General features: G+C 58.4%; 22 protein-coding genes. 13 read left to right on the top strand and 9 right to left on the bottom strand.

Annotated features, from left to right (window positions below):
- Position 1 precedes the first annotated feature (1 nt).
- From sucC to lpdA, 9 genes are all read left to right on the top strand, one after another.
- Positions 2-1,195 (top strand): ADP-forming succinate--CoA ligase subunit beta, encoded by a 1,194-nt coding sequence (sucC, locus tag AC2FLO_RS19780; RefSeq protein WP_496752236.1) that lies wholly within the window; start codon positions 2-4, stop codon positions 1,193-1,195.
- Positions 1,196-1,292: 97 nt separating this feature from the next.
- Complete coding sequence (locus AC2FLO_RS19775) at positions 1,293-2,120, top strand: glycosyltransferase family 25 protein (RefSeq protein WP_496752234.1); 828 nt, start codon at positions 1,293-1,295, stop codon at positions 2,118-2,120.
- A gap of 13 nt (positions 2,121-2,133) precedes the next feature.
- Positions 2,134-3,015, top strand: coding sequence for a succinate--CoA ligase subunit alpha (gene sucD / locus AC2FLO_RS19770; RefSeq protein ID WP_209506539.1), 882 nt, complete (start codon positions 2,134-2,136; stop codon positions 3,013-3,015).
- Positions 3,012-3,365 (top strand): hypothetical protein, encoded by a 354-nt coding sequence (locus AC2FLO_RS19765; protein WP_496752233.1) that lies wholly within the window; start codon positions 3,012-3,014, stop codon positions 3,363-3,365. The genes sucD and AC2FLO_RS19765 overlap by 4 nt, the downstream gene beginning before the upstream one ends.
- A gap of 25 nt (positions 3,366-3,390) precedes the next feature.
- Positions 3,391-3,933 carry a DUF805 domain-containing protein gene (locus AC2FLO_RS19760; RefSeq protein ID WP_496752232.1) on the top strand — a complete coding sequence of 181 codons (543 nt, stop codon included), beginning with the start codon at positions 3,391-3,393 and terminating at the stop codon, positions 3,931-3,933.
- Entirely contained in the window at positions 3,930-6,887 is a 2,958-nt protein-coding gene (locus tag AC2FLO_RS19755; protein ID WP_496752231.1) for a 2-oxoglutarate dehydrogenase E1 component, read from the top strand. Before AC2FLO_RS19760 ends, AC2FLO_RS19755 begins: the two co-directional genes overlap by 4 nt.
- 3 nt (positions 6,888-6,890) lie before the next feature.
- The gene (odhB, locus tag AC2FLO_RS19750) at positions 6,891-8,396 is read left to right on the top strand and encodes a 2-oxoglutarate dehydrogenase complex dihydrolipoyllysine-residue succinyltransferase (RefSeq protein ID WP_496752229.1); all 1,506 of its coding nucleotides are present in this window, start codon (positions 6,891-6,893) and stop codon (positions 8,394-8,396) included.
- A 2-nt stretch (positions 8,397-8,398) separates the two neighbouring features.
- A complete protein-coding gene (locus AC2FLO_RS19745; protein WP_496752228.1) occupies positions 8,399-8,668 on the top strand; it encodes a hypothetical protein in 270 nt (89 codons plus the stop codon).
- A 72-nt stretch (positions 8,669-8,740) separates the two neighbouring features.
- Positions 8,741-10,129 carry a dihydrolipoyl dehydrogenase gene (gene lpdA / locus AC2FLO_RS19740; RefSeq protein WP_496752226.1) on the top strand — a complete coding sequence of 463 codons (1,389 nt, stop codon included), beginning with the start codon at positions 8,741-8,743 and terminating at the stop codon, positions 10,127-10,129.
- Between the two features lie 21 nt (positions 10,130-10,150).
- Here the strand turns inward: lpdA and AC2FLO_RS19735 are convergent, their stop codons facing one another.
- Positions 10,151-10,729: a TetR/AcrR family transcriptional regulator gene (locus tag AC2FLO_RS19735; RefSeq protein ID WP_480483131.1), complete on the bottom strand. Its 579-nt coding sequence runs from the start codon at positions 10,727-10,729 to the stop codon at positions 10,151-10,153.
- A 102-nt stretch (positions 10,730-10,831) separates the two neighbouring features.
- Between AC2FLO_RS19735 and AC2FLO_RS19730 the strand changes: the two genes are divergently transcribed.
- A complete protein-coding gene (locus AC2FLO_RS19730) occupies positions 10,832-11,425 on the top strand; it encodes an NAD(P)H-dependent oxidoreductase (protein WP_496752224.1) in 594 nt (197 codons plus the stop codon).
- A gap of 19 nt (positions 11,426-11,444) precedes the next feature.
- On the opposite strand, the gene AC2FLO_RS19725 is transcribed toward AC2FLO_RS19730, so the two are convergent.
- From AC2FLO_RS19725 to AC2FLO_RS19710, 4 genes are read right to left on the bottom strand one after another with little or no spacing between them, the layout of a single operon-like run.
- Complete coding sequence (locus AC2FLO_RS19725) at positions 11,445-12,050, bottom strand: pyridoxamine 5'-phosphate oxidase family protein (protein WP_480483127.1); 606 nt, start codon at positions 12,048-12,050, stop codon at positions 11,445-11,447.
- The gene (locus AC2FLO_RS19720; protein ID WP_496752223.1) at positions 12,037-12,777 is read right to left on the bottom strand and encodes a lysophospholipid acyltransferase family protein; all 741 of its coding nucleotides are present in this window, start codon (positions 12,775-12,777) and stop codon (positions 12,037-12,039) included. The genes AC2FLO_RS19725 and AC2FLO_RS19720 overlap by 14 nt, the downstream gene beginning before the upstream one ends.
- Positions 12,777-13,676: a cell division protein FtsX gene (locus tag AC2FLO_RS19715; protein WP_496752221.1), complete on the bottom strand. Its 900-nt coding sequence runs from the start codon at positions 13,674-13,676 to the stop codon at positions 12,777-12,779. Before AC2FLO_RS19715 ends, AC2FLO_RS19720 begins: the two co-directional genes overlap by 1 nt.
- Positions 13,673-14,350: a cell division ATP-binding protein FtsE gene (locus AC2FLO_RS19710; protein ID WP_480585531.1), complete on the bottom strand. Its 678-nt coding sequence runs from the start codon at positions 14,348-14,350 to the stop codon at positions 13,673-13,675. Before AC2FLO_RS19710 ends, AC2FLO_RS19715 begins: the two co-directional genes overlap by 4 nt.
- 182 nt (positions 14,351-14,532) lie before the next feature.
- Here AC2FLO_RS19710 and AC2FLO_RS19705 point away from each other — a divergent pair, with 182 nt between their 5' ends.
- A complete protein-coding gene (locus AC2FLO_RS19705; RefSeq protein ID WP_480585528.1) occupies positions 14,533-15,255 on the top strand; it encodes a zinc-ribbon domain-containing protein in 723 nt (240 codons plus the stop codon).
- A 3-nt stretch (positions 15,256-15,258) separates the two neighbouring features.
- On the opposite strand, the gene AC2FLO_RS19700 is transcribed toward AC2FLO_RS19705, so the two are convergent.
- From AC2FLO_RS19700 to argH, 4 genes are all read right to left on the bottom strand, one after another.
- Positions 15,259-17,742, bottom strand: a complete 2,484-nt coding sequence (locus tag AC2FLO_RS19700) for a TIGR02302 family protein (protein ID WP_496752434.1) — start codon at positions 17,740-17,742, stop codon at positions 15,259-15,261.
- Between the two features lie 96 nt (positions 17,743-17,838).
- Positions 17,839-19,104: a diaminopimelate decarboxylase gene (lysA, locus tag AC2FLO_RS19695; protein ID WP_480899236.1), complete on the bottom strand. Its 1,266-nt coding sequence runs from the start codon at positions 19,102-19,104 to the stop codon at positions 17,839-17,841.
- A gap of 304 nt (positions 19,105-19,408) precedes the next feature.
- The gene (locus tag AC2FLO_RS19690) at positions 19,409-19,609 is read right to left on the bottom strand and encodes a hypothetical protein (protein WP_496752218.1); all 201 of its coding nucleotides are present in this window, start codon (positions 19,607-19,609) and stop codon (positions 19,409-19,411) included.
- A complete protein-coding gene (gene argH, locus AC2FLO_RS19685) occupies positions 19,606-20,994 on the bottom strand; it encodes an argininosuccinate lyase (RefSeq protein WP_496752216.1) in 1,389 nt (462 codons plus the stop codon). Before argH ends, AC2FLO_RS19690 begins: the two co-directional genes overlap by 4 nt.
- Before the next feature lie 21 nt (positions 20,995-21,015).
- Here argH and AC2FLO_RS19680 point away from each other — a divergent pair, with 21 nt between their 5' ends.
- Both AC2FLO_RS19680 and AC2FLO_RS19675 read left to right on the top strand, forming a co-directional pair.
- A complete protein-coding gene (locus AC2FLO_RS19680) occupies positions 21,016-21,582 on the top strand; it encodes a TlpA disulfide reductase family protein (RefSeq protein ID WP_496752214.1) in 567 nt (188 codons plus the stop codon).
- Positions 21,583-21,646: 64 nt separating this feature from the next.
- The gene (locus AC2FLO_RS19675) at positions 21,647-21,844 is read left to right on the top strand and encodes a hypothetical protein (protein WP_480538995.1); all 198 of its coding nucleotides are present in this window, start codon (positions 21,647-21,649) and stop codon (positions 21,842-21,844) included.
- Positions 21,845-21,848: the final 4 nt, after the last annotated feature.

Below are 21,848 nucleotides of genomic sequence, written 5' to 3'. Positions count from 1 at the left end.
GATGAACATTCACGAATATCAGGCCAAGGCTCTTCTTCGCAGCTACGGCGCTCCGGTCTCCGATGGTCGCGCCGTGCTGCGCGCCGAGGAAGCCAAAACCGCAGCCGGTGAGCTGGATGGGCCGCTTTGGGTCGTCAAGGCGCAGATACACGCGGGTGGCCGTGGCAAAGGATCCTTCAAAGAAGCCGACGCTGGTGAAAAAGGCGGTGTCCGTCTGACGAAATCGGTCGAGGAAGCGGCCGAAGAAGCCAAGAAGATGCTGGGTCGCACCCTGGTCACCCATCAGACGGGTCCGGCAGGCAAGCAGGTCAACCGCATCTATATCGAAGCCGGTTCCGGCATCGAGCGTGAACTGTACTTGGCCCTGCTGGTGGATCGTCAGACCAGCCGTATCTCGTTTGTCTGCTCGACCGAAGGCGGTATGGACATCGAAGAAGTTGCCGCCGCGACGCCCGAGAAAATCCTGTCCTTCTCGGTTGACCCGGCCACCGGCTACCAACCCTACCACGGTCGCCGCATCGCGTTTTCGCTGGGGCTTGAGGGCGCGCAGGTCAAGCAATGTGTCAGGCTTATGGGCATCCTCTACAAAGCCTTCGTCGAGAAGGATATGGAGATGCTCGAGATCAACCCGCTGATCGTATCCGACATTGGCGACCTGAAAGTGCTGGATGCCAAAGTTGGCTTTGATGGCAACGCGGTCTACCGCCACCCGGATATCGCTGAACTGCGCGACACGACCGAGGAAGACCCCAAGGAACTCGAAGCCTCCAAGTACGACCTGAACTACATCGCGCTGGATGGTGAGATCGGGTGCATGGTCAACGGCGCCGGTCTGGCGATGGCGACGATGGACATCATCAAGCTGTATGGGGCCGAGCCGGCCAACTTCCTCGACGTAGGCGGCGGTGCCACCAAAGAGAAAGTGACCGAAGCGTTCAAGATCATCACCTCGGACCCGCAGGTCAAAGGCATTCTGGTCAACATCTTCGGCGGCATCATGCGCTGTGACGTCATCGCCGAGGGCGTTGTCGCTGCAGTGAAAGAGGTTGGTCTGAAAGTGCCGCTGGTCGTGCGTCTGGAAGGCACGAACGTTGAGAAGGGCAAAGAGATCATCAACACCTCTGGCCTCGACGTGATCGCCGCGGACAACCTGAAAGACGGTGCCGAGAAGATCGTGAAGGCGGTTAAGGGGTAAGCAAGGTGCTGTGGAGTCGGCTACAGGCCGACCCCACGGCATCTATAATCCAAGTTTATCTATTTCACGCGGGAAATCGAAAGAAACAACCGATCTGATGACCATCCCCATCTTCCTCATTGGTCTAGAACGCGCCACAGGGCGGGCGCGTTTGATGGAGCAGGAACTGCAAAAGGCAGGCCTGTCGGCGACGCGCGTCAACGCTGTTGATTGCGACGCCGCCACCCGTGAGGAATTCCTGCGTGATTGTCAGGCTGAGGGGCCGTGGGGTTATTTCCATACCAAGGACATGGCCTGCACCCTAAGCCATGCCAAAGCGTGGGAGGCCGTTGTCGCCTCTGGCGCGGAGCAGGCTTTGATACTTGAGGATGATGTTTTCCTGTCGCCAGAACTGGCGGATTGGTTGAACGATGCATCCTGGTGGCCAGAGGATGCCGATATCGTGCGGTTCGAACGCTGGCGCAGCACAAAGCTTTACCTCGCACTTGAGCGCAAAAGCTCATCCCATCTGGGTCGGGAACTGCGCCTGATGCACTCACGCCACCCCGGCGGTGCCGCATATGCGTTGACCCGGCAAGCGGCAGAACACTTTCTGGCGCAAAAGCCCTATGACATCACGCTGGATGGCCTGTTGTTCAACCCGTCAGCCTCGGCTGCGGCGCGTAGGGTCAATGTCTATCAGGTGGTCCCTGCGATGGTCGAGCAAGGCAACGAAGCGCCGGGTGAAATCCAGATGGGTGCCCCCCGCGCACGCCCTACGGGCTGGCCGCTGGTTCGACAAAAAATCAGGCGCGGTATCGCCGAAATCAGCAGCGGCCTGCGCACGATGGCCAACCTGGTCCTTGGTCGCGCCACGCTTCAGAAAATTACCTATGCGCCGCAGGTTCTTCCAGCGGCAGAACCCTATCAATCCAACACCGCCTAGAGAAAGGGACAAAATGGCAGTCCTCATCGACGAAAACACCAAAGTGATCTGTCAGGGCTTTACCGGCTCGCAAGGTACATTCCACAGCGAACAGGCCATTGCCTATGGCACCAAGATGGTTGGCGGCGTAACCCCCGGCAAAGGCGGGATGGAGCATTTGGGCCTGCCCGTGTTCAACTCGGTCCACGAGGCCAAGCACGTGACCGAAGCCAACGCATCGGTGATCTACGTACCGCCCCCATTCGCGGCGGACTCGATCCTCGAAGCGATTGATGCCGAGATGGAAGTGATTGTCTGCATCACCGAAGGTATCCCGGTTTTGGACATGATGAAGGTGAAACGCGCACTGGAAGGCAGCAAGTCGCGCCTGATCGGCCCGAACTGCCCCGGTGTCATCACGCCTGACGCCTGCAAGATCGGCATCATGCCCGGCCACATTCACAAACGCGGGAGCGTGGGTGTCGTTTCCCGCTCGGGTACGCTTACTTATGAAGCCGTGAAACAGACAACGGATGTAGGACTGGGCCAGTCCACCTGTGTGGGCATTGGCGGCGACCCGATCAAAGGGACTGAGCATATCGACGTGCTGGAATGGTTCCTGGCAGATGACGAGACCACTTCGATCATCATGATTGGCGAGATCGGCGGCTCAGCCGAGGAAGAGGCTGCGCAGTTCCTGGCCGATGAGGCCAAGAAAGGCCGCAAAAAGCCGGTTGCAGGCTTCATCGCAGGCCGCACGGCCCCTCCGGGCCGCCGCATGGGCCACGCGGGCGCAATCGTCGCCGGCGGCAAGGGCGGTGCCGAGGACAAGATCGAAGCCATGCGCTCGGCCGGGATCGTCGTGGCCGAAAGCCCGGCGCAGCTGGGTGAGGCTGTGTTGGAGGCGATTGGTTGAAGCTGGCCGCGCTCATCCTGCCCCTTGCAGCAACCCTGTTGCTGCAAGGATGTGCTTCCGAACTCGACACGTCGGTCGAGCGCTCCTCCGAAGCTGACGATGGGCAATCCGCAGTAACCGAGCCGGTGTCAGGCATAGATAAAGAAGCACTCGCCGCTATTGTTGGTTTAGGCTCGCAAGTCGGAGTGTTTTATTATCCAGACAAGATTGACCGCAGGCAACTTAGTGCTGCCCCAGTAAAGCTATGTGAAGCAAGAGGTGCGAAAGTCGTGGAAGTAGAAGATACCGACTTGCGCCATCCAGAAGAGTGGCCGGGAGCACGACACTTGGTCGTGCGCTGCTCCAGATAGATTTGAGGATATCGGAATAGTTCAAATGACCTTCTCTGACGCGATCCGTATCTGTTTCTCCAAGTTTTTCACCTTCTCGGGTCGCGCCTCCCGCCCCGAATACTGGTTCTTCTTCCTGTTCATCGTGATCTGGAACATCATCGCTGGGATCATTGATTGGCAGTTCTTCACGCAGGTCGCGGTGACGGAAACTGAAACCTCGAAATCCGTGTCAGCCACGTCATCACAACCGGTGCAGGGCATCGTCGGCCTGATTGTCTTCTTTCCTCATTTGGCGGTCGCTTTCCGGCGGATGCATGATACCGGTCGCAGCGGGCTGTATGCTCTGCTGCCGATCCTGTTGATCCTTGGCGCCGGAGCCGTGCTCGTTTTCGGTATCGGCCTGGCCTCTCATTTCCAGCATGGCGGCAGGCTGGATATCCTGTTCACCCGCGCCACGTTGCTCATCGTTCTTCCGACACTACTGGTACTGGTGGTGTCGCCCCTCCTGGTTCTATGGTGGCTGACACGCCCCAGCCAGCCAGGCACCAATCAATACGGTCCCAACCCAACAGAGGTAGCCCTATGACCGAACATTCGCCCAATTCCGCCTTTCATGCCTCAAGCTTCATGCAGGGGCATAATGCCGAATATCTGGAACAGCTTTATGCGCAATACACAAAGAACCCCGGTGCGGTGGATGCCGCATGGGGCGCGTTCTTTGATGCCATGGGCGATGCCGCACCCGATGTTCAACGCGAAGCCGACGGTCCGTCCTGGGCGCGCACCGACTGGCCGCCAATGCCAGCAGACGACCTGACTGGTGCGCTGACTGGTGAATGGGCCGAGATTGACGCCAAAGCGGCGGGCAAAAAGATCAAGGACAAGGCGGCTGAGAAAGGCGCTGAGGTCAGCGACGACCAGATCAAACGCGCCGTGCTGGACAGTTTGCGGGCACTGATGCTGATCCGGGCCTATCGCATCCGGGGCCATCTGGCTGCGGATCTGGACCCGCTGGGCATGCGTGCTGCCAGCACACACCCTGAGCTGGACCCGAAGACTTACGGTTTCACCGATGCCGACATGGATCGCCCGATCTTTATCGACAACGTGCTGGGATTGCAGGTCGCTTCGATGCGGCAGATCGTTGAAATCGTGAAACGTACATATTGCGGCACCTTCGCACTGCAATACATGCATATCTCGAACCCGGAAGAGGCCGCCTGGCTGAAGGAGCGGATCGAGGGCTATGGCAAGGAAATCCAGTTCACCAAGGAAGGCCGCAAGGCGATCCTGAACAAGATGGTCGAGGCCGAGGGTTTCGAGAAGTTCCTGCACGTCAAGTACATGGGCACCAAGCGGTTCGGTCTGGACGGTGGCGAGGCGCTTATCCCGGCGATGGAACAGATCATCAAGCGCGGTGGTGCGCTTGGCCTTAGTGACATCGTCATCGGGATGCCGCACCGGGGTCGCCTGAACATTCTGGCCAACGTGATGGGCAAGCCTTATCGCGCGATTTTCAACGAATTCCAGGGCGGTAGCTTCAAGCCCGAAGACGTGGATGGCTCTGGCGACGTGAAATATCACCTCGGCGCCTCCAGCGATCGCGAATTCGATGGCAACAGTGTGCACCTGTCACTGACCGCCAACCCCTCTCACCTTGAGGCGGTAAACCCGGTGGTTCTGGGTAAGGTCCGCGCCAAGCAGGACCAACTGGGCGATACAGATCGCACCAGGGTCATGGCCATATTGCTGCACGGTGACGCGGCCTTTGCCGGTCAGGGTGTGGTGGCCGAAGGCTTTGGCCTGTCTGGCCTGAAAGGGCACAGAACCGGCGGCACCATGCATATCGTGGTGAACAACCAGATCGGGTTCACTACCGCGCCGCATTTCAGCCGCTCGAGCCCCTATCCGACCGATATCGCGCTGATGGTCGAGGCCCCGATCTTCCATGTGAACGGCGACGACCCCGAGGCGGTGGTTCACGCCGCGAAGGTGGCGACCGAGTTCCGCCAGAAGTTCCATAAAGACGTGGTTCTGGACATCTTCTGCTATCGCCGGTTTGGCCATAACGAGGGCGATGAGCCCATGTTCACCAACCCGATCATGTACAAGAAGATCAAAACCCATAAAACTACGCTTTCCTTGTACACCGAGCGGCTGGTCAAGGACGGGCTGATCCCCGAGGGTGAGATCGAAGATATGAAGGCCGCTTTTCAGGCCCACCTGAACGACGAGTTCGAGGCCGGGAAAGACTATAAACCCAACAAGGCCGACTGGCTGGATGGGCGCTGGTCGCATCTGGACAAGAACAAGGATGATTATGTCCGGGGTGAAACAGCGATCTCGGCAGAGACACTGGCGGAAATCGGAGCCGCGCTGACCAAGGCTCCTGACGATTTCGCAATGCACAAAACTGTTGAGCGGTTGCTGGAACATAAGAAACAGATGTTCGAGACTGGTGCAGGCTTCGACTGGGCCACGGGCGAGGCACTGGCGTTTGGCTCGTTGCTGACCGAAGGATATCCCGTGCGTCTGGCCGGACAGGATGCAACACGGGGCACCTTCAGCCAGCGTCACTCTGGGTTTGTTCATCAGGAAACCGAAGAACGGTATTACCCGCTTAACAACATCCGTGCCGGGCAATCCCAATACGATGTCATCGACTCGATGCTGTCGGAATACGCGGTGCTGGGTTTCGAATACGGCTATTCGCTAGCAGAACCGAACGCTCTGGTTCTGTGGGAGGCGCAGTTCGGCGACTTTGCCAACGGTGCGCAGATCATGTTCGACCAGTTTATCAGCTCGGGCGAAAGCAAGTGGCTGCGGATGTCCGGTCTTGTCACACTGCTGCCGCATGGCTTTGAAGGGCAAGGCCCGGAACACTCGTCAGCGCGTCTGGAACGGTTCCTGCAAATGTGCGGTCAGGACAACTGGATCGTGGCGAACTGTACGACACCCGCGAACTATTTCCACATCCTGCGCCGTCAGTTGCACCGTACTTTCCGGAAACCGCTGATCCTGGTGACACCGAAGTCGCTGCTGCGTCACAAGCTGGCCGTCAGCACGGCGGACGACTTCACCACAGGCTCCAGCTTCCACCGGGTGCTGTGGGATGACGCGCAGAAGGGCAACTCTGACACCAAGCTGGTGGCCGATGACAAGATGAAGCGCGTCGTCATGTGTTCCGGCAAGGTCTATTTCGACCTGCTGGAGGAACGCGACGCGCGTGGCATCGACGACATCTACCTGATGCGGATCGAACAATTCTATCCGTTCCCGGCACATTCACTGATCAACGAACTCGAACGGTTCAAGAATGCCGAGATGGTCTGGTGTCAGGAAGAGCCCAAGAACCAGGGTGCGTGGACCTTTATCGAACCCAACATCGAATGGGTCCTGTCCCGTATCGATGCTAAACACACTCGCCCGACCTATGCCGGTCGCGCCACATCGGCCTCGCCCGCAACGGGGCTGGCCAGCCAACACAAAGCCCAACAAGAAGCGCTGGTTAACGAAGCGCTGAGCATTGAAGGAAAGTAAGCGATGACGATTGAAGTTCGTGTTCCCACGCTTGGCGAATCGGTCACCGAAGCCACAGTTGCAACCTGGTTCAAAAAGCCCGGTGATGCGGTCGCCATGGATGAGATGCTGTGTGAGCTGGAGACAGACAAGGTCACCGTCGAGGTTCCTTCTCCCGCAGCGGGTGTAATGGGTGAAATCGTGGCAGCCGAAGGCGAAACCGTCGGTGTTGACGCCTTGCTGGCAACGATTGCGGCGGGCGAAGGCGCAGCCCCGGCGCCAGCCGCAGCCCCGGCAGCGGCACCTGCCGCATCAGGTGGGTCGGTTGACGTGATGGTTCCGACACTTGGTGAGTCTGTGACGGAGGCAACCGTTTCGACCTGGTTCAAGAAGGTTGGCGACAACGTCGCGCAGGACGAGATGCTGTGCGAATTGGAAACCGATAAAGTCTCGGTTGAAGTTCCCGCACCGACTTCGGGTGTTCTTGCGGAAATCGTTGCTCCAGAAGGATCGACCGTGGATGCGGCTGCCAAGCTGGCTGTCATCTCCGGAGCTGCCGCTGGTGCAGCAGCCGCGCCGGCCCAGGCAGCAGCGGCGGCACCCGCAGCAACAAGCACCGGAAAAGACGTCGCAAACGCGCCGTCCGCCCAGAAAGCAATGGCCGAAGCTGGACTGTCGGCTGATCAGGTCACCGGAACAGGCCGCGACGGTCGCATCATGAAGGAAGACGTAGCCAAAGCCGTTGCAGCAGTTTCAGCCCCGGCACCTGCGGCGACTGCGCCCGCCCCTGTGGCCCAAGCCCCACGCGCCCCTGTGGCTGCCGAGGACGAGGCCCGCGAAGAACGCGTGCGGATGACCCGCCTGCGCCAAACCATTGCCAAACGTCTCAAGGACGCACAAAACACCGCTGCGATCCTGACCACCTACAACGAGGTGGACATGACCGAGGTCATGGCCCTGCGCAATCAGTACAAAGACCAGTTCGAGAAGAAGCATGGCGTGCGTTTGGGCTTTATGTCCTTCTTCACCAAGGCCTGCTGCCACGCGCTGAAAGAAGTACCCGAGGTCAATGCCGAGATTGATGGAACCGACATCGTCTACAAGAACTTCGTGCATATGGGCGTCGCCGCTGGTACGCCGCAGGGTCTGGTCGTTCCCGTGATCCGTGATGCCGACAGCATGTCCTTTGCCGCGATCGAAAAAGCCATCGCCGAAAAGGGCAAGCGCGCCCGTGACGGCAAGCTGAGCATGGCTGAGATGCAGGGTGGCACCTTCACCATCTCGAATGGTGGTGTCTATGGTTCGCTGATGTCCTCGCCGATCCTGAACCCCCCTCAGTCGGGTATTCTGGGCATGCACAAGATCCAGGACCGCCCGATGGTCATCAATGGTGAGATCAAGATCCGCCCGATGATGTATCTGGCCTTGTCGTATGACCACCGGATTGTCGATGGCAAAGGTGCCGTTACCTTCCTGGTTCGTGTGAAAGAGGCGCTGGAAGACCCGCGCCGCCTGCTGATGGATCTGTAACCATGGCGACACATGTACTCTGGCAGGCCGATGTGGCCGATTTCCACGCCTGGCTGAAAGTATTCCGCGAGGACAAACCGATGCGCAAGGCCGCGGGTATCCGCGACCTGCACGTCTGGCGCGACCCCGACCAAAAAGACCACGCCATCGCGATGTTCGAGGTTACAAACCTGGACAAGGCCAAAGCCTTCTTTGGTTCCGAAGAATTGGCGATGCATCACGAGCGGGGCGGAATTGCCCATATCTCGATCAAGCTGCTGGAACCTGTTTGACAATGACTATTTCCGACCCGCCAAATCGGGTCGGGGAAGAGCCGGAGCGTCCGGTCGATTTAGGAGAATATAATGGCAAATTATGACGTCATCGTAATCGGCGCCGGACCCGGCGGCTATGTCTGCGCGATCCGCTGCGCTCAACTGGGTTTGAAAACCGCCGTGGTCGAAGGGCGCGAAACACTGGGCGGAACTTGCCTGAACGTGGGCTGCATTCCCTCCAAGGCGCTGCTGCATGCCAGCCACCAGCTGCACGAGGCCGAGCATAACTTTGCCAAGATGGGCCTGAAGGGCAAAGCGCCTTCGGTCGATTGGAAGCAGATGCAGGCCTACAAGGACGAGGTCATCGACGGCAACACCAAGGGCATCGAATTTCTGTTCAAGAAGAACAAGATCGACTGGCTGAAAGGCTGGGGATCAATCCCAGCCGCAGGTCAGGTCAAGGTGGGTGATGAGGTCCACCAGACCAAGAACATTATCATCGCCTCTGGATCGGAACCATCTTCCCTGCCCGGTGTTGAAGTTGATGAGAAGGTCGTCGTGACTTCGACCGGTGCTTTGTCGCTGAACAAGGTCCCGAAGAAAATGGTTGTGATCGGCGCGGGTGTGATCGGGCTGGAACTGGGATCGGTTTACAGCCGCCTGGGCGCCGAGGTGACGGTGATCGAGTTCCTCAAGGAGATCACGCCGGGCATGGACCCTGAGGTGCAAAAAACCTTCCAGCGCATTCTCAAGAAACAGGGCCTGACCTTTATCATGGGTGCAGCGGTGCAGAAAACCGAAGCGACCAAGACCAAGGCCAAAGTTACCTACAAGCTGCTCAAAGACGACAGTGAACATGTGATCGACGCCGACACTGTGCTGGTTGCCACAGGCCGCAAACCCTATTCGGATGGTCTGGGACTGGACGCTTTGGGCGTCGAGATGACCCAACGTGGTCAGATCAAGGTTGGTGCCGACTGGCAGACCAACGTGCCGGGCATCTATGCAATTGGCGACGTGACCGAAGGCCCGATGCTGGCACACAAGGCCGAAGACGAAGGAATAGCCGCTGCCGAACAGGTTGCAGGCAAGCACGGTCATGTGAATTATGGCGTGATTCCGGGCGTGATCTACACTTGGCCAGAAGTCGCGAATGTTGGTGAAACCGAAGCGACGCTCAAGGAACAGGGTCGTGCCTATAAGGTCGGCAAGTTCATGTTCATGGGCAATGGGCGCGCCAAGGCGAATTTTGCGGCTGACGGGTTCGTCAAGATTCTGGCCGACAAGGAAACCGATCGCATCCTGGGTGCCCATATCATCGGCCCGGGCGCAGGTGATCTGATCCACGAGGTTTGTGTGGCGATGGAATTCGGTGCTTCTGCCGAGGATCTGGCGCTCACCTGCCACGCGCATCCGACGTATTCCGAAGCGGTGCGCGAGGCTGCCCTGGCCTGCGGAGACGGCCCGATCCACAGCTAACACCCCTGACCCCGGCGGCGATCAGCTTGCCGGGGTCAGCCATGCATCCAGATAGGTTTCCAGCCTGTCTGTGAACGTTGTCGCTGAATGCAGCGCGCAATACTGTAAGGACATGGCCTGAATGGCAAAGGCCTGCACGCCTTCTGCCAACAGCTCGGATGGTACATCTTTGCGTACCTCTGCGGTTTCAAGCCACATCATCACGACCCGGAAATACCGTTCAAAACAATAGGCAATCGGCCCAATATCTGCGATAGCCGTTGCCCCCGAGTATCTGATCAACAGATCGAACACGTACCGTTCGGACGTCATGAATTCGTGGACCGGTTCCAGCGAAGCGATAATCTCTGGTACCGTTTTGGGTGGTGTACCGGATTGGGCCTGATCCAGGCAAGCATTCAGCTTGTCCGCTATCAAGATTTCCATCAGCGCGTCCTTGTCGCGGAAGTGTGCAAAGAAGGTTCCCTTGGCAACACCCGCGGCCTTTACAACTTCATCCACCCGCAAGGCTTCATATCCGCCATGTCGGATAACCTCTTCCGCAGCTGATAGAAGCTTGGCGCGGGTCTTGATGGTACGTTTCTGGATCGTTTTTTGCATAACGCCCAATCGCACATTTTTTGACCGTGGTCAAATTTAATATTGACCGCGGTCATTTTTAGATTCTATAAACTGACCATGGTCATTTTTAGGAGAACCCCGATGCACCCCAAGAAAATCCTCATCCTCGATGGACATCCGGCAGAAAGCAGCTTGTCACGCACATTCGCAGAAACCTATGGCGAGGCAGCCCGCAAAAACGGACATGATGTCCGAATAGTCCACCTGAGCGACCTGCAATTCGATTTTGATTTCGGTCAGGGCAACTATCACGACTTCAAGCCGCTTGAACCGGTTCTGGAACACGTGTTGCAGGACTTCGAATGGAGCGACCATCTGGTCCTGACCACACCTATGTGGTGGGGCGGGCTGCCTGCAAAACTCAAAGGATTGATTGACCGGATGTTCATACCGGGGCGGACATTCGACACCCGAAACACGACGATGGCTGGCCTGCCAGCCCCGATGCTGACCGGACGCACGGCACGCGTTATCCTGACCTCAGATACGCCGGGCTGGTTCATGCGCCTGATGTACAGGCAAGCGCTTATTCGACAGGTTCGGGACCAGATCCTCGGGTTTGTTGGCTTCAAACCAACGCGATTCACTTACTTTGCAGGCGCAAGCTATCCCAAACCGGGCAGCGTTGAGCGCTGGATCAAAAAGGTGTCCAGAATCGGAGCCGCCGCAGCTTGACTGAACAACCGTCCGCTACCTACCACATTGTTTTGGCGGCGCGTGCAGCCCAGTCTTTGTCATATTGCGCGCCGCCCTCTTCACCCTCTGACGCCTCGGACAGAAGCTGCCCAATCGTCGGAAGGTCCTTGCTTTCGTCTCCACAAGTCCAAGTGCGGGCGCGCATCAGTGCACGCGCGCACTGACTGTAAATCTCGTCAATCTGCACGACGATAACCGTCGCCGGAACCTTGCCAGCCTTTTCGAACTGGTTGCGCAATGCCGCGTCTGCGGTCAATCGGGCTGTTCCGTTAACCCGAACGACATTGTCAGAACCCGGCACAAAGAACATCAGCGAAACGCGCGGGTCCCGAACAATGTTGCGCAAGCTGTCCAGGCGGTTGTTTCCCCGCCAGTCAGGCAGCGCCAGTGTTTTTGGGTTCAATTCGCGCACAACAGCACCGTCGTCCCCACGTGGGCTTCCGTCCACACCCTCGGGACCAACTGTACTGAGAACACAAAGGCGCGCGGCTTCAATCCACTTGCGATAGAGCGGAGTTAAGTGTCGAACGACCTTTCGCAACGAAGCAGCACCCGGCGTTCCGTACAACGCCTCGAGATCTTCTACTTTTTCAATGAATTCCATCGGGATCAAACCCCACTTCGCGCATCAATTCGTTCGAGCGTGTTTCGATGACTTCCTCCAACCGCGCGAGGAACTCATCGCGGGCAACACCTGGTTTGATCGGCTCCAGAAAATCTACAATGGCAAGGCCGGGTTTACGCATCACGCCTGTGCGGGGCCAGAACACGCCAGCATTCGTCGCAACCGGAACACATGGAAAACCAAGGCCTTCATACAAGACCGCTGTACCAACCTTGTAGGGTTTCTTTAAACCCGGCGCCACACGCGTGCCCTGGGGATAGATCACCAGCTGACCGGGTTCGGAAAACTCTTTTGAGACGTCCTTGACCATTTTTGCCACAGCCGCACCGCGCTTGCCGCGATTGACCGGGATACAGCCAAGGCGTCGTGCATACATGCCAATGACGGGTGTGAACAACAGCTCGCGCTTCATGATAAACTTGCCGTGCGGAATGGCGTCGAAAATCATGATTATATCAAGGAACGACTGATGTTTGGCCCCGATGACCACTTCATTCGTTGGGGCATTGCCCCGCACCTCGCAGCGAATACCAACCATCCACCGGGCCAGCCACATGGTGCTTTTGGCGTAGGTTTTACACGCTTTCAGCGCACCGTTTTTGGAAAACAGAGCATAAGGCAGAAACGCGATGCCAAGGACCAGCATCCAGGCATAGATCACAATCATGAAGATGAGGGAACGAACCCACTGAATTGCCATCAACATCAGGAAAGCTCCTTCAACTTGCGTCGGGCTGCGGCCCATGTGGCAACAAAGGCAACGGCTGCCCCAAGGACGGGGATAAGAACCGGCAACACCCAGTCTTTACCCTGAAATCCAACTCCGGTCAGAAATCCGCCCGCGTCCGAAGCTTCGGGCAAAAGCAAGACACCAGTCATTCCCAGCAGGGTCCCAACCGAGGCGCCGAAAAACGCGCGATAGGTAAACCGCCGTACAAAAGCCCCCGCGATGAAACCATCCTGCGCGCCAACCAATCGCAGAACTTCGATAATCTGCGCATTGGCCGCAAGTGAGGCGTTGGCTGCAAGGGTAATCATCGCAGCGGTCGCACCGCCAATCAGCAGGATTGATATCCACCCCAGGCGACGCAGGGACATCGCTGCATCGACCAGCGGTTCGCGCCATCGCGTGTGATCATCCAGAACCGCGCCGGGCGCCTCGGCCCCCAATCGCAATCGCAGTCCGATCACATCCAGCCCCGGTTCACCCTCGATGATCTCGATCAGCTGCGGGATTGGCAAAGTATCCAACGGCAGGTCCGGCCCGAACCATGGTGCCAGCAACGCGGCTTGTTCATCTGCGCTAAGCGCACGAGCAGACGCGACACCGGGTGTCTGGCTGAGGACGGTCAATGCCGCTTCTGTCTGGGCAGCAAGCTGCTCGGCCGGTGCGTTGATGCGTAAGGTTGCAGCGCCCGCCAGTTCCGAGGCCCACCGATCCGCGATGCGGCCAGAGGCGAGGGACAAAGCCAAAGCAAAAACAGCAAGAAATGCCATAGCACCAGCGACAAACAGCGTCAGATGCGCGGTGTAGCCGGTTGGCGGAACAACGCGGTCAGCACGGGTATCGCCGCGCAACAGGTTTTGGATATCAGCCCCAGTCACAGGTCTGCCCCCGCCAAATGCAGCTTCCGCTGCGAAATCCGCAAGACACGGGCCTGAACATGACTTTTTGCCGCGCGGATCAGGCTCAGGTCATGGGTGGCAATCAGAACGGTCTTTCCCATACGGTTCAGCTCAACCAGCAGGTGCAACAAACGTTGCGACATCTCCCAATCAACATTGCCCGTGGGCTCATCCGCCAATATGACATCGGGCGACAGAATGACGGCGCGCGCCAGAGCCGCCCGTTGACGTTCACCGCCGGACAATTCCGGTGGCCGCGCTTCGAGACGTGAACCAAGCCCCACCCAGCTGAGCAGTTCGGTCAGATTGTCTTGCCCGGACGATTCCCCGCGCCCAGAGACCATCAGTGGCAAGGCGACATTCTCGGCAAGCGTCATATGGTCAAGGAACTGGCAATCCTGATGAACAACACCAACGCGTCGGCGGAGCACGGCCAGCTGATCCCGATCAAGGGCCGAGATATCCTGATCAAACACGCTAAGACGTCCTGAGGTTGGTAACAGTGCCCCGTAACACAGCTTGAGTAATGTCGTCTTTCCCGCCCCCGATGGCCCGGTCAGAAAATGGAACGACCCCGGCTGCAATTGAACCGAGACATCGCTCAGCAACTCGCCGCCACCGTAGGTATAGCTGACATTTTCCAGCTCGATCACACGTGCCCCCAATATTTTGCCGCTCTTCTTGCCCGAGCAGGGCGACGGTTTCAATGGTTCTACCGAGTCCAATTGGTGACACTTGGCCCATGAAACCGAAAACGCCCTTTGCTGTTGGGTCTTAACGGAATATCATCCCTGAAAAAACTATTATCGGCTCTTCACCCGGCCGAGGAGGCAGTATGCGTCTTACATGTCCGAATTGCACTGCGCAGTACGAAGTTCCTGACGAGGTCATCCCCGAGGAAGGCCGCGACGTGCAGTGTTCGAACTGCGATCAGACCTGGTTTCAGGCCAAGCATCCATCCGAGGCGACAGTTGAACCGAACGCGCCTGAGGACAAGCCTGTTGAGGCAGATACATCTGATACCGAGGTCGAGGCCCAGAAGGACTCCGAGCCTGCCGAAAAAACAGCGCCAGAGGTCGAAAAACCTTCTGCTTCCACAGGAAATGTTGCCCCATCAGTCGCCAGTATCCTGAAAGAAGAAGCCGCACGAGAAGCGGAGTTGCGCGCGCAGGAAGGCGGTGGCCTGGAAAGCCAGCCCGATCTGGGCCTGGAAGCCCCACCAGAGCCAAAGGTCAGGCCCAAACGCCCTGCAACTTCGGAAACCGCCGTTGATGCCGGGCAAAAGAATGCGCTGCCGGATGTCGATGCCATCAACTCGAGCATGCGGTCGGACCCGGCAGAAGATGAGGCGCAGGCGCCTCGCAAGTCCGGTGGGTTCTTGCGCGGTTTTGCGCTGATGCTGATCATCGGCGTGGTTCTGTACCTGATCTACGGGAATGCCCGCCAGATCAGCGAGGCTGTACCGCAGGCCGATCCGTTGCTCAGCTCATATGTGTCGCTGGTGGATCAGGCGCGCATCTGGCTCGAAACTCAGGCAGGATCCGGTGCGCAGAACTAAGGGCTAGAACCGCTCCAGCAACCGCTTGAGGTATTCCAGCTCGATCTGGGGACGATCTGTTTCACCGGTCCGGCGGCGGATTTCATCCAGCAACTCGCGCGCCCGGCGATAAACGTCTTCGCCCTGCAACAGGTTCTCGTCGGTTGAAATCGAACCGGCAGCGCCTGGGTTTCGGCCCAGCGGATCGCGGTTGTTGGCCTGCATGTCGCCGTCCTGCGTTCCCTGCCCTGGTTGGTTCTGCTGTTCCTGCGCCATGGCTTCACCCAGCGACCGCATCCCTTCGCGCAACGCTTCCATCGCTTCGGATTGACGGTCGATAGCTTCGGCGAGATCATCGCCACGCAGAGCTTGCTCGGCCTCGTCCATGGCGCGCCCGGCCCGATCCAACGCCTCGCGTGCGGCGTCACCTTCGGGCGTGCCGACACCGGGGAGACCTTGTTGCTGACGACCCAACTCGTCTCTCAACGCTTGCTGTCGGTCGGCGAGCGAGCCTTGCCCCTGCTCACCGTCTCCGGCCTGATCCGAACCTTCACCTTGTCCGCCCTGACCTTCGTGGCTTTGCCCCCGACCTTGCCCGCCGTTGCGGCCTTCGTTCCCTTGGCTTTCACCTGATTGCGCGCCGGGGTTGAATTGTTCCTGCAAATCACGAAAGGCCTGATCGCTAAGACCCTGCTGTTCGCGCAGGGTTTCGGCAAGACCTTCCATGGCCTGCTGGCCTTCGGATTGCTGCCCTTGGCCCTGACCCTGAGTTACACGCATGTTCTCCATCATCTGCTGGAATTCTTCCAGCGCCTGCTGGGCTTCGGCCATGCGACCTTGTTCCATCAGTTCCTGAATACGGTCCATCATGCGCTGCAGGTCATCCTGCGTCATTTGCAAAGATTCACTATTCTGGCCGGGCTGACGTTCGCCGTCTTCTCCATCTTGCTGTGCCAGACGTTGTAGTTGCTGAAGGTAATCCTGCGTCGCCTCGCGCAATTCCTGCATCAACTCCGCTATTTCTTCATCGCTGGCCCCGTTCTTCATCGCCTCGGTCAGACGTTCCTGCGCGCGGCGCATCCGTTCCAATGCATCCGCCAGCGTCCCGTCCTCGATCACCACGGCAAGGTCCCACAGGGCTTGTGCAATCTCTTCCTGTTGTTTGGGTTTCAACCCGTATCGATGAAAAGTTTCCAATCGCCTCAGAACAACCCGCAGACGCAGATAGGCTGTGTCAGAACGAAACAGATCCTCAGGGTGGTGCGACACAGCCCTCAGCAACTGCGAGACACGAGGCGCATTGGATCGCGACCAAAGCAGATCGCGCCTTTGCTCAATCACGGCTGCCGCCAGCGGATCAAAGAAGCGCCGTGCTGGCAATGCCGTCTCATAGGAATCCGAAGACGTTTGCTGCTCCGCTGCATCCGTTGCCATCAAGGTAATCCTGACCGGCAAATGCGCCCACGGATGCTGCGAGAAGTCCTCGATCAGGTCTTCGGTGAAATCTGCCCGATCACCGGTGATCGGCATGGGTAATTCAATTTCGATCACCTCGCGCGGCTCTGGCTCGGCCGCCAGTCCGTACCGACGGTCAATCGCCGGCAAATCCAGCTCGATCCGGGCCAAGCCCGAAACCACTCCGTAATCGTCGCTGGCGGAAAATGGCAGCTTCATCTGCCCGCCCGCTTCAGACTGGGCGGTGCCGGAAACTGCAATCTGCGGAGCCGCGTCGTCAATGACCTGCACCGACCAGTCCCGCCCCGCCGGTCCATCAATGCGCAACTGACCCGAGCGTTCGGCGACAAACTCCTGTTCCGGGTCTGTTGCCGCCTCGGTTCCGCTGGCAGAACTGCTTTCGGTCAGACTATGTGCACCGACCTCACCGTAAAGTCGCAAGGTGATGCGACTGCCCTTGGGAACAGAAAGCGCCGCCCCCGTCTGATCAGCAAGATATAAGGTCGGCAAACCTGTGTATCTGGGGGGTTCCACCCATCCTTCCCAAGTTGGGCCCTGTCCAGCGACGGCTGTACCCGGCGCCATGTCCGCCACTGAACCCACGCGCCACAACGAACCAAAGATCAGCGCCACGACAAATACCAGCAGAGCGGCATAGCGCAGCGCATACGGATCACGCGACGCAAGCCGAAGATCTGGTTTCACAGCCTCAGCAGTGGCCGCACGCTGTGCCATGCGGGCTTTGTGCGCCTGCCACAAGGCAACCGAGTCCCCATCGTTGGTACCGATTGCCTGATCATCCAGCAAAGCCTGAATCGGCCGACCGGGCAGAGCCTCATCCAGCCGCGCCAGCGCATCAGCGCGGGACGGCAGCTTGAATTTCGTGACACCGCGGACGGATGCTACACCAAAAGAAATCAACGACAGCGCACCAGCACCCCAGACGATTTCAACGGGCAGATGATCCTGCAGCCCCAGCATCAGAGCGGCGAGCAAAGCCAGAACAATCGAGAACGCAGGCCAGAACGCGCGCAGCACCTGTTCAGCCACCATGCCAAGATGGGTTAGCCACAGGGACAGGCGCGGAACGGGCAGGTTCGTACTGTTGGTCAAGACGGGCCTCCGGGACGGGCCCGCGCGGTTATCGCGTCAAAGCCACGATGGTATGGTATCGCGGTTTATGATTTCGTCAAAGCTTGGCCGTTCACGAATGACTGCAAATTGATCGCCATTCACCAGAACTTCAGGGATCAACGGACGGGTATTGTATTCGCTGGACATCACCGCACCGTATGCACCCGCGCTGCGAAATGCGACCAGATCACCCGATTTCAACGGTGGCATATTGCGCTGCTTGGCAAAGGTATCCCCGGATTCGCAGACCGGGCCTACGATGTCATAGGCTTGCTGTTCCACGCCAGCCGCCGGTTCCTGCACCGCTACGATATCGTGGTACGCTTCGTACATTGCAGGCCGGATCAGGTCATTCATCGCCCCATCAAGGATCAAAAAGTCGCGACCTTCGCCTGATTTCACATAGATGACCTTGCTGACCATGATCCCGGCATTGCCCGCGATCAGGCGGCCCGGCTCAATCTCGATCTCACAGCCCAGATGGCCCAGTGTTTTCTTGACCAGCGCACCATATTCAATCGGCAAGGGCGGTGCGTCGTTCGACCGGGTGTATGGAATGCCCAAACCACCGCCCAGGTCGAGGCGCCTAATGTTGTGACCTTCAGAGCGGAGGCGCTCGGTCAGCTCGGCCACCTTTGTGTAGGCCAACTCATACGGTTCAAGTTCGGTCAGTTGCGAGCCGATGTGAACGTCGATGCCAATCACCTCCAGCCCCGGCAGGTCGGCGGCGTGAGCATAAACTTCCGAGGCGCGGGCAATCGGAATGCCAAACTTGTTCTCGGACTTGCCCGTGGCAATCTTGGCATGCGTCCTGGCATCAACATCCGGGTTCACCCTGACGGTAATCGGCGCGATCACGCCAAGCTCAAGCGCAATGGCGTTGATCACTTCCATTTCGGGCTCGGATTCGACATTGAACTGGCGAATGCCGCCGCTCAGCGCCATGCGTATCTCGTCCGCTGTTTTCCCCACACCTGAGAACACGATCTTGTCACCGGGAACACCAGCCGCCTTTGCCCGCAGATATTCTCCACCCGAGACCACGTCCATCCCCGCACCTGCTTGGGCCAATGTCTTAAGGATCGCCTGATTGCTGGCCGCCTTCATCGCGTAGCAGACCAGATGATCGGTGCCGTCCAACGCGTCATCGAACAGTTTGAAATGCCGCAGCAATGTAGCCGTGGAATAGACGTAGAACGGTGTTCCAACCGCGGCTGCGATTTCGGAGACGGGGACATCCTCGGCGTAAAGCGCGCCGTCGCGGTACAAAAAGTGATCCATGCTTGCGCGCTTAGACCATAAAAGGACTTCGGATCAATGGATTCTGTATCCTTAGTCCCGGTTTAGTTTTGCGTTGAAACACCAACTCGGCCATAGCCCGAGATTGAAATGCCGGTGCCCGATTGTTTTGGTTCGGCCGCAGGTTCCAGACGTCGCGCTGACGAAGGCTCGCAAGCCGCCAAAACAGCAAGTGCACAAACCAATCCCAGAATTCTCATTTCAATACCATTTCTTTGTGTGACAGGTAATCGATACGTGGACCCAACATGAGGTGCCGGGACCATGGGCGCAACATTCAAAAGGATCAGAATCCAAGATAAATGCCCAGCGGTCCGCGGCTTAGGCCGACACCCCCGCCAACATACGCGCCGCTTGATCCAACCCCAATGGTGGCATTGACCGTGGGTTGAGGGGCAGTTGGTTGATCAGGCTCGCCATCAGCCCCGCACCCGGCCAGCACCAAGCCGGAAACCGTTATCAGGATCGTACGTAGCGCGGTCGTCATACCATTGCCTTCCATCGTTCGATCTGAGCCCGCACCTGATCGGGGGCAGTACCGCCGTAGGACTGGCGCGAGTTTACCGAATTGTCGACGCCAAGGACAGAGTAGACGTCATCCGAGATTTCACCATGGACCGATTGCATATCGTCCAGAGCCAGGTCGCGCAGGTCACATTCCTTACCTTCGGCCATGGCCACCAGCGATCCTGTGACGTGATGCGCGTCGCGGAAGGGCAGGCCCAGCACGCGCACCAGCCAGTCGGCCAGATCCGTCGCGGTCGAGAAACCCGACCCGGCGGCGGCGGCAAGGCTGTCGCGGTTGGCGGTCATGTCCTTGACCATCCCTTCCATCGCCGCCAGAGCCAGCATCCAGTTGTCAGCGGCATCAAAGACCTGTTCCTTGTCCTCCTGCATGTCCTTTGAATAGGCCAGCGGCAGGCCCTTCATCACCATCATCAGCGCGGTATTGGCCCCATAGATGCGCCCAACCTTGGCGCGGATCAGCTCGGCTGCATCCGGGTTCTTTTTCTGCGGCATGATCGACGAGCCGGTCGAAAACCGGTCGGAAAGGGACACGAAACGGAACTGGGCCGACGACCAAATCACCAGCTCCTCGGCAAAGCGCGACAGGTGCACAGCGCAGATCGAGGCGGTCGACAGGAACTCCAGCGCGAAATCGCGGTCGCTGACGGCATCAAGCGAGTTGGCGGCGGGGCGATCAAAGCCCAACGCCTGCGCCGTCATATGGCGATCAATGGGGAAAGATGTGCCTGCCAGCGCGGCGGCCCCCAACGGGGATTCGTTCATTCGGGCACGGGCGTCGCGGACACGGCTCAGGTCGCGGCCAAACATCTCGACATAGGCCATCATGTGGTGGCCCCATGTTACGGGTTGCGCAGTTTGCAGGTGGGTGAAGCCGGGCATGACCCAATCGGCGCCTGCTTCGGCCTGCGCCAAAAGCGCACGAATCAAAGCCAGCAGACCAGTTTCAGCCGCATCTAGCTGATCCCGGACCCACAGTTTGAAATCCGTCGCCACCTGATCGTTGCGCGAACGCCCTGTGTGCAAACGGCCAGCAGGCTCGCCGATGATCTCTTTCAGCCGCGCCTCGACATTCATGTGTATGTCTTCCAACGCTGTTGAGAACTTAAACGTGCCGCTCTGGATTTCTGACAAAACGGTGAGCAGCCCTTCCCGAATGGCCTGCGCATCACTATCACTTATGACGCCTGTAGCAGCCAACATGGCCGCATGGGCGCGCGAGCCTTCGATGTCCTGGGCTGCCATCCGCTGATCGAACCCGATCGAGGCGTTGATCGCCTCCATGATCGCGTCAGGACCGGCGGCAAAGCGGCCGCCCCACATCTGGTTCGAGGATTGATCGGTCATGTAAGAAAACCCGGAGTTGATATGCGCCTATTTCGTTTGATCCCCCTTTATATGGCCCTTGCGCTAGGTGCAAATGCCGCTTTTGCAACCGATGCTGCGACACTGGGCCCCTTACGGGAAGGCAGTCTGAAGCGCCTTATCTTGCATGAAGAACCGAAACCGGCAAAAGTGATCGAGTTTCAGCTGGAAGATGACGGGGGTGTCGGCACGCTGGCCGATTATGAGGGCAAGTATGTGCTGCTGAACTTCTGGGCCACCTGGTGCGCCCCCTGCCGCAAAGAGATGCCTCAGATCGCTGAATTGCAGAACGAGTTCGGGGGTGACATGTTCCAGGTTCTGACCCTTGCCACAGGCCGCAACTCGCCAGCAGGGATCAAGAAGTTTTTTGAAGAAAATGGCATATCCAACCTGCCGCGTCATCAGGACCTCAGCTCGGCCGCCGCGCGCGAATTTGGCGTAATTGCGTTGCCCATCACGGTCATTCTGAATCCCGAAGGTCAGGAAATCGCGCGGTTGATCGGCGACGCCGAATGGAATTCGGACAGCGCCAAGGCGATTATCTCGACGCTTGTTGGCGCAGAAAGCTGAGGAAATAGCCTAAAGATCAGTGAATCATCATATCCTCCGGGCATTTAACCCGGAGGATATTTTGGTGAAACCAATTGCAGGAATTGCGGCGACGGCGGGTGTTTTCTGGATGGCCGCCGATGCTGCTATCACCAAGGTTGTACTCAAGAAGGGCAAGGGAGATCCGGTAACCTACACGATCTCCGACCTGTATTCCCGCTTGTCGAATGGTTCCGGTCAAAGCCTTGGTTTTGGAACACAACTGACGCGACGCCACCTTTGACAGT

The sequence above is a fragment of the Ruegeria sp. TASC047 genome, assembly GCF_059612445.1.
The sequence above is the reverse complement of the archived record's forward strand: the minus strand, read 5'-3'. Positions and strand labels throughout refer to the sequence as shown.